This window comes from Nocardia sp. CA-119907, assembly GCF_050955995.1.
Taxonomy (GTDB): Bacteria; Actinomycetota; Actinomycetes; order Mycobacteriales; family Mycobacteriaceae; genus Nocardia.
This window is the reverse complement of the sequence record NZ_CP192091.1, coordinates 5300757-5318194: the sequence shown is the minus strand read 5'-3', so window position 1 is coordinate 5318194 and position 17438 is coordinate 5300757. Positions and strand designations below refer to the sequence as shown.

Below are 17438 nucleotides of genomic sequence, written 5' to 3'. Positions count from 1 at the left end.
GCAGGCGCTGGGGGTGTTTCGTTTGCCGCGAGAGACGCGCTCTCTCTTGCTCGAAACGATCCGGAAGGGAAATGTGCAGCACGCCAATGATGTTGTGCCTGTTCGGGATGCGGTGATCGCGCATCTGGCTGAGGCTCTCGCGGCACCGTTTGGAAGTCCGAAACCTGCCAGCAGTGCGGAATTTTCGGGAGACTCCAGCCGGTCGACTGGCCATCACCGAACCGACTCGGCTAGATGGGACTTGTTGTGCTAGTCCGAAGACCGCTCCTATTGAACCTGCCGCTCGCCTCGCGCGTTCTGAACACGCTGCGGACCAAGCCGCATCTACACGACCAGTCCGTATGGCGGGAGGATCGAGCCGAGGGTGTGGCTCATTGTGTGGCTGGTTGGACTGTCGAGCTCAGCGGGGCGGTGTGGGGTCCATTACCTGGATTGGTGTCGTGGCGGGGTGAACTGCGATCGATCCCGGTGCTAGCCGGGGAACTGCTCGGGCTAGATCCGGCGCAGAGCAGGAATTTCTGCTACCTGAGCGACGAAGCCGAAGTGGTTGCGGTGCTTGAGCGCTGGGTCGAACAGGGTTGCGCTCAGCAGCACGCACAACTCGCCGCGCTGCAAGCCGACTTCTACCGCGCTAGCTGACGGATTCGTGGGCAGCGGGTGAAACATGGTGGAGTGCAACGTATATCGACGGCCTATGTGCGCTGGACTCTTCTCTCGTAGCGGGAGTCATGTCGCACATTCATCTTCTCTACTGAAGCGCGCTACAGTAGAGAAGTAGTGTGTTAACGGTGACCCAAGAGGATTCGCGCATATGGTTGGTGTCGAGCAGGTAGTCCAGATCAGTCGAGACCTTGAAGATGCTGTGCACGAGATCATCGGCCACCGCTACGAAGCTCACACCTTCAGCGAGGGCACCCGCCACGGCTACCGCGACAGCGTCTACCTTGAGATTCGCGCCGAACTCGCCGCGCGTTTGGGCGACGGCGGAACACTTCGCCCCCGCAGCCTTCCACCTGCCTGGGTCGAGGGCTTGGACTGGCTGACCGCGGTCGACACCACGGTCGCCGCGTGGTGTCCTGACGCAGGCGAGGACAACGGCCAGCCCGATACCGTGCGCCGACTCAACCAACTCGCCGCCACGCCATGGGCAGCAGCCGACGGCGAGGGCCTACGCATCTGGATCGGTGAACTCCAACGGTGGACAGTGTCCGGCCGGGCGCTACTCGAGCCGGCACGCCGCTGGGAACTCGTCGCCGCCTGCCCGGCATGCGGGGTCCGCATCGTCCATCGCCCCGACGCCAGCGGCGAACCCGTCCGCCAAGCCGCCCTCCAGATCACCGCCGCTGGCTGTATTTGCCAGTCCTGCCACACCGAGTGGGCACCTACCCACTACCGCCTCCTCGCCGCCGCACTCGGATGCGAACTTCCTGCGGGCGTCCTGGAGTAACCCCAGGCGGACATCGAGCGCGACGATGAGAATCCCGCGAACCGCCGGCGACGATTTGATCAGTCCAGCGCTCCTGGCTCAGTGGGCATGACAGAATCCTCTTCCAGAACGAATGCAAAAGGGGTGGCTATGATGCAGATCTGTTCTCGACTAATCGGATTCATCGGCGCTCTGCTAGTTGTCCCAGCCGTCGCCGCATGCTCATCTAGCGGTCCGGAGCAGACCGGTGTCAACACGCCGTCGTCATCGACCTCGTCGCCCGATACCGAATCGCCGTCGGATTCCAGGTCCACCCAGGTTATTCCGCGCACTGCGACACTGGCACCGACCTCCGCGTTCACCACAACGTTCGGTCCAACGACCCCGAAGCCTTCATCGACCACGACCACGACCACGACGGTGACACCGACACCGACCTCGCCGCCTGTTATCCAGTGAACGTATCCGCAACATCCCGGACACCCGGGGCGCCACTGGCATCGGCCCTGTCACTAGCAGGGGCGATTGCTTCACAGACAGTGGTTCTCGGCGCAGTCCTCTACTACTTCGGCTTGGCCTACGCCCGCGCTTGGTACGAGTACTTCGGCATCGATGTCGGCCTGCTGGGGTTCTCGACAGCGGACTACACGCTGCGCAGCCTCACTTCTACCTTCTGGCCCGTCGTAATCGCGCTGCTGGTCGTGATGGGGCTCGTCTCCGCCCGAGGACTCCCGTTGGTAATCGCCATGCGAACTCACCGCCCACGGCGCACTCTTCGCCGCTGGTACTGGGCCACCGTGTGTGTGGGTGCGCTGCTTGCTGTGGTGCCGGGATCGGTGTGGCTGCTTGCCCCGACCGTCGGTTCGCCCTGGACTACCTATCTACCGGCGTTTCTCGTGGCGGGTGCAGTGCTGCTCGGTTACGCCACAACACTTCGAGCGAACTACCCGGCATTGATCGGTTCCGGCCGTTCCGTGCGCCGCAATACTCCGCGATCAGCCACAGCGACAGTCTTGGTCGCACTGTTCGCACTGGGCTTCGCGGGAGCCTTCTGGGGTATCGGGACCTACGCAGGCCAGCGAGGCACTGCGGACGCAAGCGGGCTGGCCCAGGCAGGATTCCCGGGCCAGCCCTCGATCCTGCTCCTGAGCACAGACCGACTCGCGATCGAGGGCACCGGAGCACAGGTCGGTGAAATCACCACCCAGGGCGAGAAATTCCACTACGCCTACAGCGGACTGCGGCTGCTGGCTCGGACCCCCGACGCCTACTTTCTTATCCCCCAACAGTGGAAAGCGACCCGAGACAGGGTTTTTGTCATCCCTCGAGCAGACAACGTGCGGATCGACATCGCCAGCACACGGAACTGATCAGATGCGGACCAGAAGCCGACTGGTCTAGGCCGACTTGCTGCGGGGCGACTGATCACCGCGGCCTCGGTTATCGCCGCGATCGCAGTCGGGCCGAAGCTCATCCCGGCGCAAGATCACCGCGCCGCGCTGGCGGAGATACCCACGGCTACCCGGGAAGCTGGTTGTAGAGCGACGAGCTCTTCGGCGGTGGCACGGGCGTTGTCGCAGCCGCCGCCGTCGACGCGGACCTCGATGATGTTGATATTCCGTTCGGGCGTGTGGAGGTCTCGGTTCTTGACCGGACCGGCGGTTGCGGATCGGTTGAGACCGAAATCTGGCAGGTGTCGGCGTACTGGGTGTAGCGGGGGCCGGGCTTCTCATTCGCTGAGAATCCGCCGATCGTCGTTGCCTTCTCTTTGTCGTCCAGTGGCGTCACCAGCGTGTCGACGGAGTACAGGTACCGCAGGCGCTGAGTCGCGATGGTGTTGGCCGACAAGGCATTAGCCAGTGCCCTGAGATCTCGAGTCTCGGCAACAATCGTTGGCAACGTGCTGGACTGATCCGCCGCGAACGAACGCTTAGATGTCGCTCCTGCACGGAGAGGCAGGGTTGGCTGCCCGTATGGGCAAATCGGGTTGTGCGGGGCATGTGGAACGTACGATCGATCACGCTTGCGTCGACCGCGATTCGGTGCGGTCGAAGCGGTCGCAGGCTCATTCGCCGCGGAGGCCACCGATGCGCTTTGCCGAGAAGTACGAGACCACTGCGCAGGTGCGTACGGCGTGGCACTCGCGCACGTCCGCGGGGAGTCCCGGTCCGGGGAATATCGCCCTGCTACAGCGCTCCGCCGGGAATGCGGCGGTCGCTCAGTTGTTGGCGGGGCGGGTCACGGTCCAGCGGTGCGGGGCGACGCCGTGTGAGGAATGCTCGGAGAATGAGCGGGAGCACGATCGCGAGGCGGAGACCGTACAGCGAGTGTGCGACCCGAGCACGCAGAGTTGCCCGCCAGTCGATCCCGGCCCCGGCGCCGATGTCTCGGCGGTCGATTTCGAACTGCTGTCGACGCTGGCGCAGATCGACGCGCAGCGCCCGACTACGAACCTGGCGATGAACCGCGTATTGTCGCGCGCCATTCCGGCGTCAGCGCTGGCGGGGGCCGCGCCGGTAGTGGCCTATGCCGGAATGGTCGGCGTCAGCGGCGCGGGTGCGAGCTCGAGCGTTCCGGCGGGGCTGCTCGCCTCGGAAGCGCTTGCGGGCGAAGGCATTGCTGCCGCGCAGGGAATCGCGGCGGCGCAGGGCGTCGCGGCGACGAGCACGGCCGTGGTCGAGGGCGGTTCGCTGGGGGCGACGCTGATGAGCGCTGGTGAGGGGCTGCTGGCGATCGAGGCGGCAGGTGGTGCGGAGATCGAGGCGGCCACCGGGCCACCCGGATGGGTGGTTGGCGCGGTCGTGCTGATCGCGGCGGGTGCGGCGATCGGCGCCGGCTATATCCTGCTGCGCCACCCGGATACGGTGCGCGCCGCGAACACCACGAGCACACAGACCACGGCTCCGGTGACATCCACCCGCCGATACCCGAACCAGACCTGCGAGAACGAGGAACTGGACCGGGTGCAGGCCGAGAAGGAAAGGATTTGCGGGCGCATTCCCGGGCAGAGTTGCAGTCCGTCCAAGGTGAGCCCGAAGAAGCTCGACCGTATGCCGTGCTCGTTGATCCGGTTGCGAATTCAGGCGCTGCGGGATTGCCTGGCCATCCGCAACGACATCCAGAACCGGTGCTTCGGCGGTGTACCCGACCCCCGCCATCAGCAGGCCATCGCCGAAATCCAGAATGCGATCAATCAGTGCCTCGCGCTCGAGGCGGTCAATTGCGCGCCGGGGCATCCGATGGCGAATCAATGACCGCAGGAGACCTTTTCGCGCCTATCGCCGACCACGACGTGGCCGGGGTCGTCGCGGCCTTAGCCTCGGGCGCGGACCCGAACGGTCTCCAGGACCGTGCACCCCGCTGGCGGCCGTTGCACGCTGCGCTCGAGGAGCTCGAGGACGGCGGCTCGATCGACGTGATCGTCTTGCTCCTCCGGCATGGCGCGGACGTCGACGGGTGGGATGGCGACCGTGATGCCACGCCGCTGCTGATGGCGTTCTTCCGCGAGCAGTGGGCGGCGGTGCGGCTGCTGGCGGCCGCAGGCGCGTCCATGGACACGGTCGGCTCGGAGGGCGACACGCCGCTGCTGTGCGCGGTGGAAACCGGTGACCCCGAACTCATCCAGCTGGTGCTGCTGTGCGGTCCCGGTGGGACGCTCGAACGCCCGCGCGGGCTGGACGGGGTCAACCCGCTCGGGCTGGCTGTGCGCCGACACGATGTCGCCGCCGTCCGGGCCCTGCTCGCGGCGGGCGCGAATCCGAACACCCCCGACGCCGACTATCGACGCGCGCTCGAACGGCTGCCGGAGCGCACCGACGAGAACGCCGCCGCCGCGGACGAGATCACGGCGCTGCTGCGCGCCATCCGTGCTCAACCTTCCTGACGGATGGCCTTCTCGGCCACTCGATCGGGAGGAGACCTGGCCGTGCACCGGCGGGCCGATGCCAACACGCCTGCTGAGCGTTGGACCGATCCACATAGCCGAAGCTGTCGCCCGGGTGTACGACCACGGCCGCGTCCAACATCGGATGGTCGGTCAGGTTGGGGAAGCCTCGGCAGGCGGCCAGCACCGCATCTTTGTCGGGGAGTCCGGCGAGCGGCACCAGTGATCCTCCAGTGCAGGAAGTCGCCGCGCCCGCTGTGCGACGTCGGTGGTCAGATCGGTGTAGCCGTCGACCAGCTCGGCCAGCTGATACCAGGCCGCGTGCACGGCCGGGTCGGCGGGATCGATCGTCATCAGCAGGTGGTAGGCGTGTACCTGGGCCTCGGCCAAACGGGCTATCACCGTCCCCAACGTCTCGGTGTGCATGGTCGCGGCCGGATGCGGGACCGGCAGGTGATCGGCAACCCATACATCAACTGCGAGTACGAGTTCATCTCTGCGACAACGACACTCATTTCCGAAGGTGGTCAGACGCTGCTGATACATCAGACCGAACTCGTGCGCCAACTTCGCCAGTGGATGGATTCCTATGTGATGCCCCCGGATCGCCGACAACAGCGCCTCACCCGACAGGAACAGCGGTACTGCGCCGGGTTCGGGACCGGCCGAAACCCCTGCGCTCGTTCCCGGACCTGGAATGGCGTGCATAGCTCACCGCCACACCACAGCTGGCTGGACCGGGCCGAGCAGCCGACGGGCAGCGGATATCACGTTGGTACGCGACGGCAACGAATGTGCAGTCGACGGCTGCGATACCCAGTACCACGCAGTCGGGTGGTCGGTCATCGGAAGCCAGACCCGCTCGCCGGACTCCAGGATCCGCACGCCACGCTCTTCCAACTGGGCCAGAGTGTGAACACCGACCCTGCCGCCCCACGCCGGGCCGACCAGGAAAACCCACTCACGATTCGGTCGTGCGTAGCTGATGACCGGCACCGACATGCACCGCGTCTTCTCGACCAGCTCCTCACGCACCTGCTTACCGAGACCAGCGGACATCGACACTGCGCCCAACGCCGTTGTCGCGATCAACGACACACGGTCGAACGAACACGACACCGCAAACCCCAACCCGCGATACACGTGGGCCACTTCGCCCACGCTGTGGCAGCTCTCGAACATCACCGCCTCCTCCGATGACGGCCTTGCGGTTCACCGACCACCGAAAGCTGCACTGATCGCGACCGTATGGGCTTCCACGCCTGCTCTGCAGCATCACGCCGCCCACGTGCTGCGCCCTTACTGAACGCCGCGATACCCGACACGCGCAGCAAAGCCCGCCCATGCATCATTGGGAAGTCCCCCTCCAGAAATGGATATGCAATTGGCCTGATCGCGATCGCTCAGACGGCGGCCAGGTGCACTCTGTTGCTGCCATGCCCGCAAGCTCGAGCGCGGTCAGGCCTAGGAGACTCGCGCACGCTTGCATCGCGGCGCACTCATCAGCGGCACGAAGCGCGGCGAGGGCTTGGTCCTGAGAGAAGGTCCGACCAGGCAGGAAACTCACTACCCAATCGCCATGGCCGACGCTCCTCGCTTGATGGCGGGTTCTGGTGCTGGTCATCAACGATTGCTCGTCGTCTTCGATCGCCATGCCCACTACCTCATCTGCCCATCGGACGGAATCGGGAGATCGGATTCTTGGATGTCATTCATCGGGCCTCCTCGGATCAGAGGCACCAGCGATCGACGGTTTGCCCCTTTCGACACGGCTGTGGTTTTTGCTGTCGTCCGATTCTTCGATCGGACAGAGTTCGTCAGTTCGCCATGTCGAAGGTGAAACGGACCGACGGTCGCGGTGCTGATTTCACCCTGGTCTGCGGAAAACCGGTGTGGAAGGACTTTGCTGTGGACGGAAACTTTGTCAACAAGGTGTCGCCGAGGGTGTGGGATGCTGGTTAAGAAGGAAAGGGGCGCATGGACACCGACTTCCAGACGGCGCTGGCGGCCAAGGTTGCACAGGCGCAGACCGCCGCACGGATACCGAGCTTGATCGTCGCGGTGGGCGTCGAGGGCGTTCCATTCGCGGCAGCCTCATCCGGATACGCGGACGTCGAGAACCGAACGCCAGCTACGATCGACAGCATCTACCGCATCGGGTCGATCACGAAAACGTTCACCGCGGCGGTCACGTTGTTGCTCGACCACCGCGGCGATCTGAACCTGAACGTCACCGTCGATCGCTATCTACCCGGCACGCCATTCGGACATTTGCCACTTCGGATGCTGTTGTCGCACAGCAGTGGGCTGCAACGCGAAGCCCCGGTGGATATGTGGGAAAGTATGCAAGGACCGACAGGCGCCGAACTTCGCGACGCGTTTCAGGATGTTGAATTGGTCGCCGATCCGGGACAGCGATGGCATTACTCGAACCTCGGATACGCCGTGCTCGGCCAGATCATCGAAAATGTCAGTGGTCAACCATGCGAGAAGCTGATCGAGCAGAGACTGCTGGCTCCGCTCAACCTTTCGCAGACGAGTTGGGCACGGCCCGCGGATGCGGCGATCGGTTACCGGCTCGATCCGCATATCGCTACTGTCCATCGCGAACCGATAATGGACCAAGCCTCGATCGGTGTAGGCGGCCAAATGTGGTCCGCGCCAGGCGATCTCCTGCGCTGGGGACACGCGCTGGCCGGAGGAGAACCCGACGTTCTTCCTGCATCGGTCGTCGACAGCATGCACACCCTGCAGGTCATGGTTGACACCGGAGCATGGACCAAAGGCTGGGGCCTCGGGTTGATCCTGGAACGCAGGGGCGACCGCGTCCTCGCCGGGCACACCGGCGCGATGCCGGGCTTCCAGTCCGCACTGATGTTGGACCGCGCTACCGGAGTGACGGTGGTCGCGTTGACCAACGCCACTCGCGGAATCAAACCTGGCGACCTTGCCGCCGAAATCCTCTGCGAGGCTATCGCATCCCAGCCAACCCAACCGCCACGCGAATGGCAGCCGGTGTCGTGTCCACCGGAGATCCGTCCGCTGCTGGGCAGCTGGTGGTCTGAAGCCGACGAAACGGTGTTCCGGTGGGAGCGCGACGGCCTGCATGCGAGCCTGGCGGACGACCCGGTCGCCAGCGACACCCGCTTCGAACCGGAGGGGCCCGGTCGTTTCCGAGCTGCTGAAGGCCGGTTGCAGGGCGAGTTGCTGATTGTCGTGGACTCCGGCACAGGGATCGAGATGCGTTGGGCGACTTACCCACTCACACGCATGCCCCGATGAAGACCTCTAACCGATCAGCAGTTGGTGACACTGCGGTAGCGCCGGATGCACGCAGTTTCAGAAGGATTGAACGAAACATGCGCGCGACCCGAGGAGTAACCGAACCGGCACTTACGCCATCCACCGCATGATTCACCGCCGCCGCTGCGGCTTCATCCTCACCCATTTGCAATTGCGCCTCGGCTTGTTCTAGTTGCCAGATAATGCGATTGCGCAGGAAGACCACTGGGCTGGCCGAATCCTGCTCACGCAAAGACTCGACGGCGTGCCGTGGCTGCCCGAGATCCAATAAGCACGAACCGCGATGTCCAGCCAACGCCGCGTCATCGAACACGTCCAGCCAGACAGGGTCGGGATCTTGTGGCTGATGCCGGGACAGTTCCGCTTCGGCTTCAACGAGCATCTTGGTGCAGAGGTCAGCTTCGTCCATTCTCGCGTGTGCACGCGCGGCGATTGTGGCCACGAACGCTGTCAAGCGGCGATTTCCACTGCGCCGGGCCCATGACATCGCCCCATAGGCTCGCTCGGCACCCTGGGCTGGATCTCCGCTCCAAGTGCTCATGAAGGCGGCATTCGGGCCGCCGACGAACGCAATCAGGTCCATTGCGCCGATGCGTTCTGCCGTCCGCCGGGCATTGGCGAACGCGTCCTCGGCTAATGAGACGCTGCCTCGATCGAACAGCATCCAACCGGCGATTTGATGTGCTTCAGCGATATTCCGCAGTAACTGCGCCCTCTGCGGCTCGTTCACCCGAGATACAAACTTCTCGGCGGCCTTCGCCTGGGCCACCACCTCGGGTAGGCGTTTGGCTGCCATTGTGTGGTCAGCCATGCGAACCTCCCTGATCAGATCACCAAGCGACGGTCCAACGAGGTCTGGCTCCAACGAAATATCTCGAGGCTGTCGAAGAACGATATCGGTGAAAGGGGCGGCGAGCCGGTTCAGTTGGCCGCCGGCATTGAGGGCTCGGTCGAGCCGGTCGACCAGGTCGGGATGCGGCCGACGCTGTGCTGTCTCGATCCTCCACAGCAGATCGTGGCTGACCAGCACAAGTGGTGCCAACTGCCGCAATGAAAGGTCGGCGGCCTTACGTCTGGCGCGCAGTTCGGCACCGAACAGCGCTTCCGCGGTTACCCGCGGATCGGATTGGCAAGGGGCCGGTCGCACGAGGCAATTATTGCCTCACACAATCCGGTTGACCAGCGATCTCGCGGCAGACAACGGTCGGCGTGCACTGCCGGGCTTCATTGACGCGACTTCAACGGCGAGGTGGTCAGGGTCAGGGCCGCGTCGGCGATACGGATCGCGGTAGTTGTCTTCAGCCGGGAACGGGAGTCGATGATCCATTCCTGCATGAGCGTGTTGCCCGCGGCGCGATATTCAAGCGCCTGGAACTGACATTCGAGGCGGTCGGCGTCGCGGGCACCGACCACCTCGACGGCGGCTTGGGCTTCGAACTCGGCGACAGCATGTATCGTTCAACAGCTTTCGCAGGAGCTCGGGCATACCAGCGACTTGTGCGGAGTTGACGGCTTCGTGGTCGACGCTGGGCGAAAGGTCGGCGGGGATGGGTGGCGTTGAGGTCTATTGGCTTCTCAAATCGCGGCGGATTCAGCCACCGACGTACGCTGATGTGGCGAACAAGCCTCAGCTTCGGACCGGAGTTCGCCGCGTGACCAGATCGCGGTGACGTGTCCATTGGTGCAGCGCCACAATAGAAGTCGCGTTCCTCAGTATCGGCTGCGTAAGGCGGCCCAGTCGATGTCTCGTAGTGGTTGTGGTCAGGGAAGGCATGGATGCGATTCGGTGGTCGAGGTGGCGCATGTGTGCATCGCGTTGGAGGGGAGCGAGCCGTTCGTGTAGGTCGTCCAAAAGATGGAGTCGCGCTACTCGAACTGTAGGAGCGGAACGTTGAATAATTCGGCCTGTGGGATGCGTCGCATGTGTGGGTGGGCAACCTCGATGACGAGCATTTCGGTGAGAAACTGGATGCTGGCACCTAACAGGTGGCTGGTGTATCCGGTGGCTGAGTATTCCTTGAGGCCGACCGCGACATGGATGTGCGGTTGGATTTGGTCAGTTTCGGGATCGTAGGCGAGTGTGCCGCCGCCGAACACTTCCACGTTGCGAAGGTGGACTCGGGACCAGACAGGTGCGTCCGGGTTCTCGAGCGCATCGCATGTCCCGACTAGGTCGACTTGGCTGAATCCTGCGATGAACGAAGGAATGTAGCCACCGCGGATGTCATGGTCGTGGCAGAACTGGGCGAGCGCGGGGTAGAAGTCGTCGCCGTGGTCGAAGGTGACGCCGAAGGACCGACCGAGTGTGAGTTCGTGTGAGCGCATCAGTGATCCTTGCTGGAATCGTTTGACCAGGGCCAGGTTTCGGCGCGACGGTAACCACCTGCGGCTCCGAACGCGGCGTTGATAGTGAGCTTGTCCGTGCCGCTGGACAGCAGGGTGTGCAGGAGGGCTCGTGCTTTGATCGGATCCAGGTACCCGGCGGAGATCAGGCCGCGGGCGAGCAGATCTCGTTCGGAGCCAGCGAATCCGTACGTGGATTCGAGCACGGGGCCGGCACCGGCGCGGGAAGCCAAGATGACGGGGATCTTGGTGGCGAGCGCTTCGAGAGTGGGCACGAGGCGGGCGGGAACGTGGCCAGCTCCTACAGCCGCGAGCACGAGGCCGTCGATGTGGTCAGCGAGTGCATGGAGGGTGAAACCGTCGTCGCCGAGGGTGATGGTGAGAATCGGGACGTGGGAGTCGTCGCCGGGTTTAGCTGGAACCGTAAAGCGGTGGGTGAGCCGGTTGAGCAGGCGAGGGTGTCCTTCGACGATATAGCCCAAGGGGCCGCCATTGGGCGACTGGAAGGTGGCGGTGCTGGTGGTGTGGGTTTTTCGGACGCGTCGGGCGGCGTGGATCTCGTCGTTGAATACTACGAGGCATCCTTGGTGGCGGGTCGACGGCGCTGCTGCGGTTTGAATCGCGGCGAGTAGGTTGGCAGGTCCGTCTGCACCAGCAAGGGACGGGTTGCGCATAGCGCCGGTCACGACAACCGGTTCAGCACTGGTGTGCAGAAGGTCGAGTAGGAACGCGGTCTCTTCGATGGTGTCGGTGCCCTGGGTGACGACCACACCATCGGCATCGGCGAGCCGATCCTGAACTGCTGCAGCGAGGGCGGTGATATCGGAGATAGTCAGCGATGCGCCTGGTACTTGGCGAAAGTCCACCACGTCAACGGTGATGCCAGTGTCGGTCACACCGGGGACAGCGTTGAGCAGTTGGTTCGCAGACAAGGCGGGCACGACACCACCGGAAGGGGCGGTCGTCATGGCGATGGTGCCGCCGAGACCGAAAACGGTGACATGGGCAGGAGTTTGGACCGTGGGCACTCCGGCAGCCTAACGACCTTGTCCGGCGAGGTTGGCCAGAAATCGGCATGCACGGTTCAGGCCGACCAGTGAGAGCAGACGGCTACGGGGTTGACTGAACCCAGATGTTCCGCAGTCGGCGAGCTCAGTTGCACGCGTGGTCAGCCAAGACCAGTCCAGCTCGAGGTAGTCGGCCAGCGCGTGAAGCCGCAGCGCGGGCGTGGCGGCGGCGAGGATCGAGTGGCTGCGTGCCCATCCTGCGGCGTCGTTGAACTCGCGCAAGATTGGGCGTTGATCAGTGACGTCGGCATGCCACATGCGGTCGGTGTTGATCCAGGTGGCGACGATCGCGCGGTGTGCGTGGTCGAGAACAAATCCCGGCGTTGCGGTGTATTCAGCTTCGGTGCAGACCGCGACGATAATGCCGAACGACTCAACAAGGGCGGTGGTGAGCAGCAGTAGCACCCGCTCGGGCACGCCGGACACCGATACCGCCGTGGGTGGGATACAAAACGCTCTGGTCAATGTCTTTCCGCTGGCGAACATTGTCGCGGTGCGCTGGAGGTACTGGTACTTGTGCGCAAAAAGCAGCCACGTGCTGGCTTCTTCACCGCGCTGTTCTCGAGCCCAGAACGTGGGGGCTTCGGAAAGCTGGTCGGCATGGCTCAGGATGTGGCGGGCGCAGAAATCCGAACCGACCCACATCTGAGATACTGCCGACAATTCTCCGGCCAGGTCGGAACCGGCGACCGAGCGTGGCTGCCCATCAAGGGTGGCCAACCGCGGTGTTGCGGCGGCCAATTCTCCATCGTCATCGAGCAGAGCGTCATCGAGGTTCGTCACCGCCCAGAGGATGGCCATGGTGAAATCGTCGAGGCGGTAGGCGGGCGGAACCAGTAGTGGGGCACCGTCATTCGAAGCGGCGAGCCGGGCACGAACTCGACGACGGTCCAGGCCGTAGAGGGCGGCTCCCACGTCCGTGTTCACAGTTGCGATCACGATGCTGCGTTGGGCACGGTGCAATGTGAGATCGCTGGCCGTGTCCGCGTTCAAGGTGGCAATGACGCGATCACCGTCAGATCTCGCGGGCAATACGACTGCCGGAGTGACGGAACCGGAGAAGTACCGCCCTGGTGGCGTGTGAACGCTCAATGCGCCTGTACCGTTTGGTAGAAGCGAGATGTGCTCGGTTCCCGACCGGGGTGTCGCGGAGAGCTTCGGCTCGACGCCAGAGGTCACAGCAAGGGGGATAACGGTCGGACGGGTGATTGCCCGGAGGAACTCGGCCTGTTCGCCAGCGCTCGCCCGCGACAGCTCTGTGTCGAGTAGCCGCTGGGTGAGCGGGCGCAGCAGAACCGACCGTCCACGAGAGCGCCAGTTGCTGACCGTTTTCGCGTCGACACCGAGCCTGCTGGCAAATTCGCGGACCGATTGACGAGTGACGGCCTGGAGTGCAGCAGCTTCGAACCCGGTCCATTCCCGACCCACCATCATGATGTCGTCCCCTGTAGGAATTCGGTAATCCCACGCTAGTCCCACACCATGCCCACGGGCGATGGTTCCGCTGGATCACCCTGATGCGGGACAGTCCGATCAGCACTTTCGAAGGCTGGTCAAGTGCCGCAGTCTGAAATCCTTTGATCTGCAGTCGAACTCACCTCAGACAGGCGCCCTGCCAACGACTGCCGCTGCGACTACCGCTCAATCAGGAGGCGCATCCACATGGTTGCTCAGATTCCCCAGGTGTTCGATTTCCAGACCTCTATCGAGACCCTGCGCGCTCACCATTGGCGCGTTTTCGCCGATGCCTACTCAGGCTGCGCTTTCAACTGCCAATACTGCCTGTACAAGGGCCCCGACGATTATGGAAAGCATGTGCGTGTAGCGCCGGGATCGGCCGAAGCCGATCTGAGCCTGGGCATTCTCGATGTCGGCACGAGCACCGATCCGTATCAGCCGATCGAAGCCACCGAACGACGCACTCGCGGAATCCTGGAAGCCGCACTCGCGCAGAGGATTCCGGTGTTCCTGCTAACGCGCGGCACGATGGTCACCCGCGATATCGACGTTCTCACCGATCTGGCCCGAGAGGGTCTGGTCGAGATGTGTTTCTCGGTGATAACCCTGAATGAGGCGCTGGCGCGGCGGATCGAGGTGCGCGCCCCGAGCCCGCGCGAGCGGATCGCCGCTGCTGCCGAGTTGGTCGACAAGGGGATTCCGGTGAGTTTCCATGTGGCGCCGGTGATTCCGGGTATGAATTCGGCCGCACAGATGAACGAGCTCGGCTACGAACTCGGTAGCTTATCGGGTCGGCACGTGTTCAACGCGGTGCTGGGCGCGCAGAAAGCGTGGTGGGGACCGTTCTACGACGTAATGGAGGCTGCGGCCGGTGACCTCGATTCGCTCGAGGCATTCCGCGCCGCCTACCCCCGTGAGCTGCAATTCGAGCGCGACAGTGCGGTCAACTGTGGTCTGGACGCGGTGCTGGGGACGCTGCTGCCGTTCCGGCAGGGCGTGACTCGAGCGGGCGCGGTGTTCGTCGCCGAGAACTTCCCGCACCTGAGCACCGGTGCCCTCGAAGGTGGGATCTATCGGTGGAAACTGCCCACCGTCTACGACATGGCCGCATGGGTAGCAGGCCAGGAACAGCCAGTGGATTGGACGGGGTTCTCCGCCTGGTACCAGGGGTTCAATCCCGGGCAGCGGCTGACCGACCTGGTGAGCGAGCTCTGGGACTCGGGTGAGTTGTTTGTCGGTACGACCGTCACGGCCGCAGGTGATTTCGCGACCTATGTCGGTGGTGACACCGTCACAGAGACCGCACATACCACCCTTGTGGCGAGGCGGGCGGCCCGGCGATGAACCCGCAACCCACTGCCCGGTCGGCACCGACCACCGGCGGCGACGCGCTGATCAGGACGCTGCCGCACCTACACAGGCGCGCTCAGTCCGAACTGCTGCCAGACGTGTGGGCCTATATCGACTCCGGCGCGGGTTCGGAGATCACCGTCGATGCCAACGAAGACGCCTTCCGAACCTGGAGATTATCGCCGCGGCAGCTCGCTGGGATCACTACGGTGGACACCACTGCGAGCTTCCTCGGTCTGCGTTTGGCGGCTCCGGTGCTCACCGCCCCAATTGGCTGTGACGGACTCCTGCATCCGGATGGGCAGCGTGGCATCGTCGAGGCCGCCGCCGAATGTGGCATCGCAGCAGTGGTTTCGGAAGCCTCCGGCTTGGCGCTCGAGGACGTCGCCGCTGCAGCGACAGGCCCGAAGATGATGCAGGTCCACGCCCGCGGCGACGTGGGCGATTTCCTGGCCATGGCTGAGCGCGCCCATGCCGCTGGATATACGGCGCTGTGCGTGACGATCGACTGCCCGGTGCTGGGATGGCGCGAACGGCTTCGCCGCCTCAGCGTTACCGTGGATCCCAAGCACTTCTCGGGCAACCACTCCGACGGCCGATTCGCCGCTGAACTGCTCGGTGAGACCGGATCCGCATGGACGTGGCACACCCTTGCCGACGTCGCGGCCCGGCTACCGCTGCCCCTGGTGATCAAAGGTGTCCTGTCAGCCGCAGACGCCACCCATGCGCTCGACTGTGGTGCGCAGGCTATCGTTGTGTCCAATCATGGTGGCCGCCAGCTCGATTCGGCACCCGCGACGCTCGACCAGCTCCCTGAGGTGCTCGAGGTGATCGATGGGCAGACTCAGGTGGCCATCGACGGCGGATTCCGCACAGGCGCCGATGTGTTCAAGGCGCTGGCCCTCGGCGCAGATGCGGTCCTATTGGGCCGCTCGGTCGCGATGGGCCTGGCCCTCGCTGGGGCGGTCGGCGTAGCGAACGTGGTCGAGCTGTTCCTCGCCGAATTGCGTCGCACCATGCTGCTGGCTGGGTGCGCGCGGGTATCCGACATCAACGCCGATCTGCTGCGGAGACGACCATGACCACTATCGTCAGCGATCCGATCGATCGCACCGCAGCTGTGTGGCGCGGATATCCTGATCGGCTGCACATCGACGCTCGCGCGCTCATCGGCGGTGCCCGCTGCGACATCCCCGACTCCGACAGCTTCGAGATAGTTTCACCGATCACCAACTGCCCAATCACCCTCGCTGCGGCCTGCGACGATGTCGCTGTCGATCACGCGGTGCGAACTGCTCGCGCCGAATTCGATCGGGGGGACTGGCCGCGCACGCCACCCGCCGAACGCTCGGCGGCGCTCGCTCGGTGGGCCGATGCGATCGATGCCCACGGTGACGAGCTGGCGGTGCTGATCTGCTGGGAGATGGGCAAACCGTTGCGGGACTGCCTCGAAATCGACGTGGCCGGGGTCGTGCGGGCGATCCGCTGGTACGCCGCGGCAATCGGCAAATACACCGGTGATCACCCCGACACCGGAACGAGGTCGCTGGCGTTCGTCGCTCGCGAGCCAGCGGGGGTAGTCGCGGCGATAACGCCATGGAATTTCCCGCTCGCCCAGCTCGGCTACGAGGTCGCACCAGCACTGTCGTTGGGCAACACGGTACTGGTCAAACCCTCCGAGCACGCCCCGCTGGCGGTGCTGCGCTGTGCCGAACTCGCGCACACCGCAGGGATTCCCGGCGCTGCACTCGCCGTGCTGCCCGGCGGAGGCCGTGCCGGTGCTGCGCTCGGTCTGCATCCGGGCGTCGACGTGGTGAGCGTGACCGGTTCCCCGGCGGCGGGTCGCGCATTCCTGACCTACAGCGCCAACGGCAATAGCAAACGAGTGTGGCCCGAGGTCGGTGGGAAGTCGACGGCCATCGTCTGCGCCGACGCTCCTGAGCTGGACGCGGTGGCTCGAAAGCTGGTGTGGGGCGCCTACTTCAACCAGGGCCAAATGTGCACCGGCATCAGCCGCATCCTGGTCGAGCGTAGCCTCAGCGCCGACCTCGTGGCCGCGCTGAGCGAGGCTGTCGACGATCTGGTGCTCGGAGACCCGATGAACTGGGACACCGAAATCGGGCCGATGGTCACCACCGCCGCAGCACGCACCGTCAACGACCTGATCGCCGCCGCGATGAACGGCGGCGCGACGATGGTGCGCGGCGGCCCTGTTCAGCCGACACCGACCGCAGGGGCCTACCTCGCGCCGACACTGCTCACCGGCGGGACACCAGGTGCCAGAATCGTGGTCGAGGAAGTTTTCGGGCCGGTCACCACCGTGCTCGAAGTCGACGGCCCCGACCACGCCGCCGCGCTCGCGTGGGGATTTCAAACCGGCATCGCGGCCTCGATCTGGACCCGCAACCTCGATACCGCCCTCGGGCTGGCCAAACGACTGCGAGTAGGCACGGTGTGGGTCAACGGGTTCGAAACCGACGACGTGACCGTGCCCGCCGGAGGCCGGGGACCATCCGGATACGGACGATCGAAAAGCCTTGCCGTGCTGGACAAATACTCTGACCTCAAAACCACGTGGATCACCCTGAACCCAGGGTGATCCACGTTC

At 64.4% G+C, this 17438-nt stretch carries 17 protein-coding genes; 8 read left to right on the top strand and 9 right to left on the bottom strand.

The genetic code is table 11. The features are described 5' to 3' along the window. Positions 1-492: 492 nt before the first annotated feature. Entirely contained in the window at positions 493-666 is a 174-nt protein-coding gene (locus tag ACQP2D_RS23340; protein ID WP_433678039.1) for a hypothetical protein, read from the bottom strand. A 145-nt stretch (positions 667-811) separates the two neighbouring features. Between ACQP2D_RS23340 and ACQP2D_RS23335 the strand changes: the two genes are divergently transcribed. Then, positions 812-1447 carry a DUF7341 domain-containing protein gene (locus tag ACQP2D_RS23335; RefSeq protein WP_433678038.1) on the top strand — a complete coding sequence of 212 codons (636 nt, stop codon included), beginning with the start codon at positions 812-814 and terminating at the stop codon, positions 1445-1447. Positions 1448-1506: 59 nt separating this feature from the next. On the opposite strand, the gene ACQP2D_RS23330 is transcribed toward ACQP2D_RS23335, so the two are convergent. Continuing rightward, the gene (locus ACQP2D_RS23330; RefSeq protein WP_433678037.1) at positions 1507-1836 is read right to left on the bottom strand and encodes a hypothetical protein; all 330 of its coding nucleotides are present in this window, start codon (positions 1834-1836) and stop codon (positions 1507-1509) included. 129 nt (positions 1837-1965) lie between these two features. Here ACQP2D_RS23330 and ACQP2D_RS23325 point away from each other — a divergent pair, with 129 nt between their 5' ends. From ACQP2D_RS23325 to ACQP2D_RS23315, 3 genes are all read left to right on the top strand, one after another. Next, entirely contained in the window at positions 1966-2796 is an 831-nt protein-coding gene (locus ACQP2D_RS23325; protein WP_433678036.1) for a hypothetical protein, read from the top strand. 717 nt (positions 2797-3513) lie between these two features. Further along, positions 3514-4680 carry a hypothetical protein gene (locus ACQP2D_RS23320; protein WP_433678035.1) on the top strand — a complete coding sequence of 389 codons (1167 nt, stop codon included), beginning with the start codon at positions 3514-3516 and terminating at the stop codon, positions 4678-4680. Further along, complete coding sequence (locus ACQP2D_RS23315; RefSeq protein ID WP_433678034.1) at positions 4677-5309, top strand: ankyrin repeat domain-containing protein; 633 nt, start codon at positions 4677-4679, stop codon at positions 5307-5309. Before ACQP2D_RS23320 ends, ACQP2D_RS23315 begins: the two co-directional genes overlap by 4 nt. A 153-nt stretch (positions 5310-5462) precedes the next feature. Here the strand turns inward: ACQP2D_RS23315 and ACQP2D_RS23310 are convergent, their stop codons facing one another. Then, on the bottom strand, positions 5463-6017 hold the full coding sequence (locus ACQP2D_RS23310) for a DUF4254 domain-containing protein (RefSeq protein WP_433678033.1): 555 nt from the start codon (positions 6015-6017) through the stop codon (positions 5463-5465). Between the two features lie 3 nt (positions 6018-6020). Continuing rightward, on the bottom strand, positions 6021-6491 hold the full coding sequence (locus tag ACQP2D_RS23305) for a hypothetical protein (protein ID WP_433678032.1): 471 nt from the start codon (positions 6489-6491) through the stop codon (positions 6021-6023). A gap of 795 nt (positions 6492-7286) precedes the next feature. Here ACQP2D_RS23305 and ACQP2D_RS23300 point away from each other — a divergent pair. Beyond that, on the top strand, positions 7287-8591 hold the full coding sequence (locus tag ACQP2D_RS23300) for a serine hydrolase domain-containing protein (RefSeq protein ID WP_433678031.1): 1305 nt from the start codon (positions 7287-7289) through the stop codon (positions 8589-8591). Here ACQP2D_RS23300 and ACQP2D_RS23295 read toward each other — a convergent pair. From ACQP2D_RS23295 to ACQP2D_RS23275, 5 genes are all read right to left on the bottom strand, one after another. Next, a complete protein-coding gene (locus tag ACQP2D_RS23295) occupies positions 8572-9759 on the bottom strand; it encodes a helix-turn-helix domain-containing protein (RefSeq protein WP_433678030.1) in 1188 nt (395 codons plus the stop codon). The two genes, ACQP2D_RS23300 and ACQP2D_RS23295, sit on opposite strands and share 20 nt — an antisense overlap. 77 nt (positions 9760-9836) lie before the next feature. Continuing rightward, positions 9837-10025 carry a hypothetical protein gene (locus tag ACQP2D_RS23290; RefSeq protein ID WP_433678029.1) on the bottom strand — a complete coding sequence of 63 codons (189 nt, stop codon included), beginning with the start codon at positions 10023-10025 and terminating at the stop codon, positions 9837-9839. Positions 10026-10478: 453 nt separating this feature from the next. After that, positions 10479-10937 carry a PPC domain-containing DNA-binding protein gene (locus ACQP2D_RS23285; protein ID WP_433678028.1) on the bottom strand — a complete coding sequence of 153 codons (459 nt, stop codon included), beginning with the start codon at positions 10935-10937 and terminating at the stop codon, positions 10479-10481. Continuing rightward, positions 10937-11983, bottom strand: coding sequence for an asparaginase (locus ACQP2D_RS23280; protein ID WP_433678027.1), 1047 nt, complete (start codon positions 11981-11983; stop codon positions 10937-10939). Before ACQP2D_RS23280 ends, ACQP2D_RS23285 begins: the two co-directional genes overlap by 1 nt. Before the next feature lie 9 nt (positions 11984-11992). Next, positions 11993-13456 carry a hypothetical protein gene (locus ACQP2D_RS23275; protein WP_433678026.1) on the bottom strand — a complete coding sequence of 488 codons (1464 nt, stop codon included), beginning with the start codon at positions 13454-13456 and terminating at the stop codon, positions 11993-11995. 228 nt (positions 13457-13684) lie between these two features. On the opposite strand from ACQP2D_RS23275, the gene ACQP2D_RS23270 reads away from it, so the two are divergent. The 3 genes from ACQP2D_RS23270 to ACQP2D_RS23260 are packed head-to-tail and all read left to right on the top strand — an operon-like array spanning position 13685 to position 17429. After that, positions 13685-14824, top strand: coding sequence for an SPL family radical SAM protein (locus tag ACQP2D_RS23270; RefSeq protein ID WP_433678025.1), 1140 nt, complete (start codon positions 13685-13687; stop codon positions 14822-14824). After that, the gene (locus tag ACQP2D_RS23265) at positions 14821-15912 is read left to right on the top strand and encodes an alpha-hydroxy acid oxidase (protein WP_433678024.1); all 1092 of its coding nucleotides are present in this window, start codon (positions 14821-14823) and stop codon (positions 15910-15912) included. The genes ACQP2D_RS23270 and ACQP2D_RS23265 overlap by 4 nt, the downstream gene beginning before the upstream one ends. After that, positions 15909-17429: an aldehyde dehydrogenase family protein gene (locus ACQP2D_RS23260; RefSeq protein ID WP_433678023.1), complete on the top strand. Its 1521-nt coding sequence runs from the start codon at positions 15909-15911 to the stop codon at positions 17427-17429. Before ACQP2D_RS23265 ends, ACQP2D_RS23260 begins: the two co-directional genes overlap by 4 nt. Positions 17430-17438: the final 9 nt, after the last annotated feature.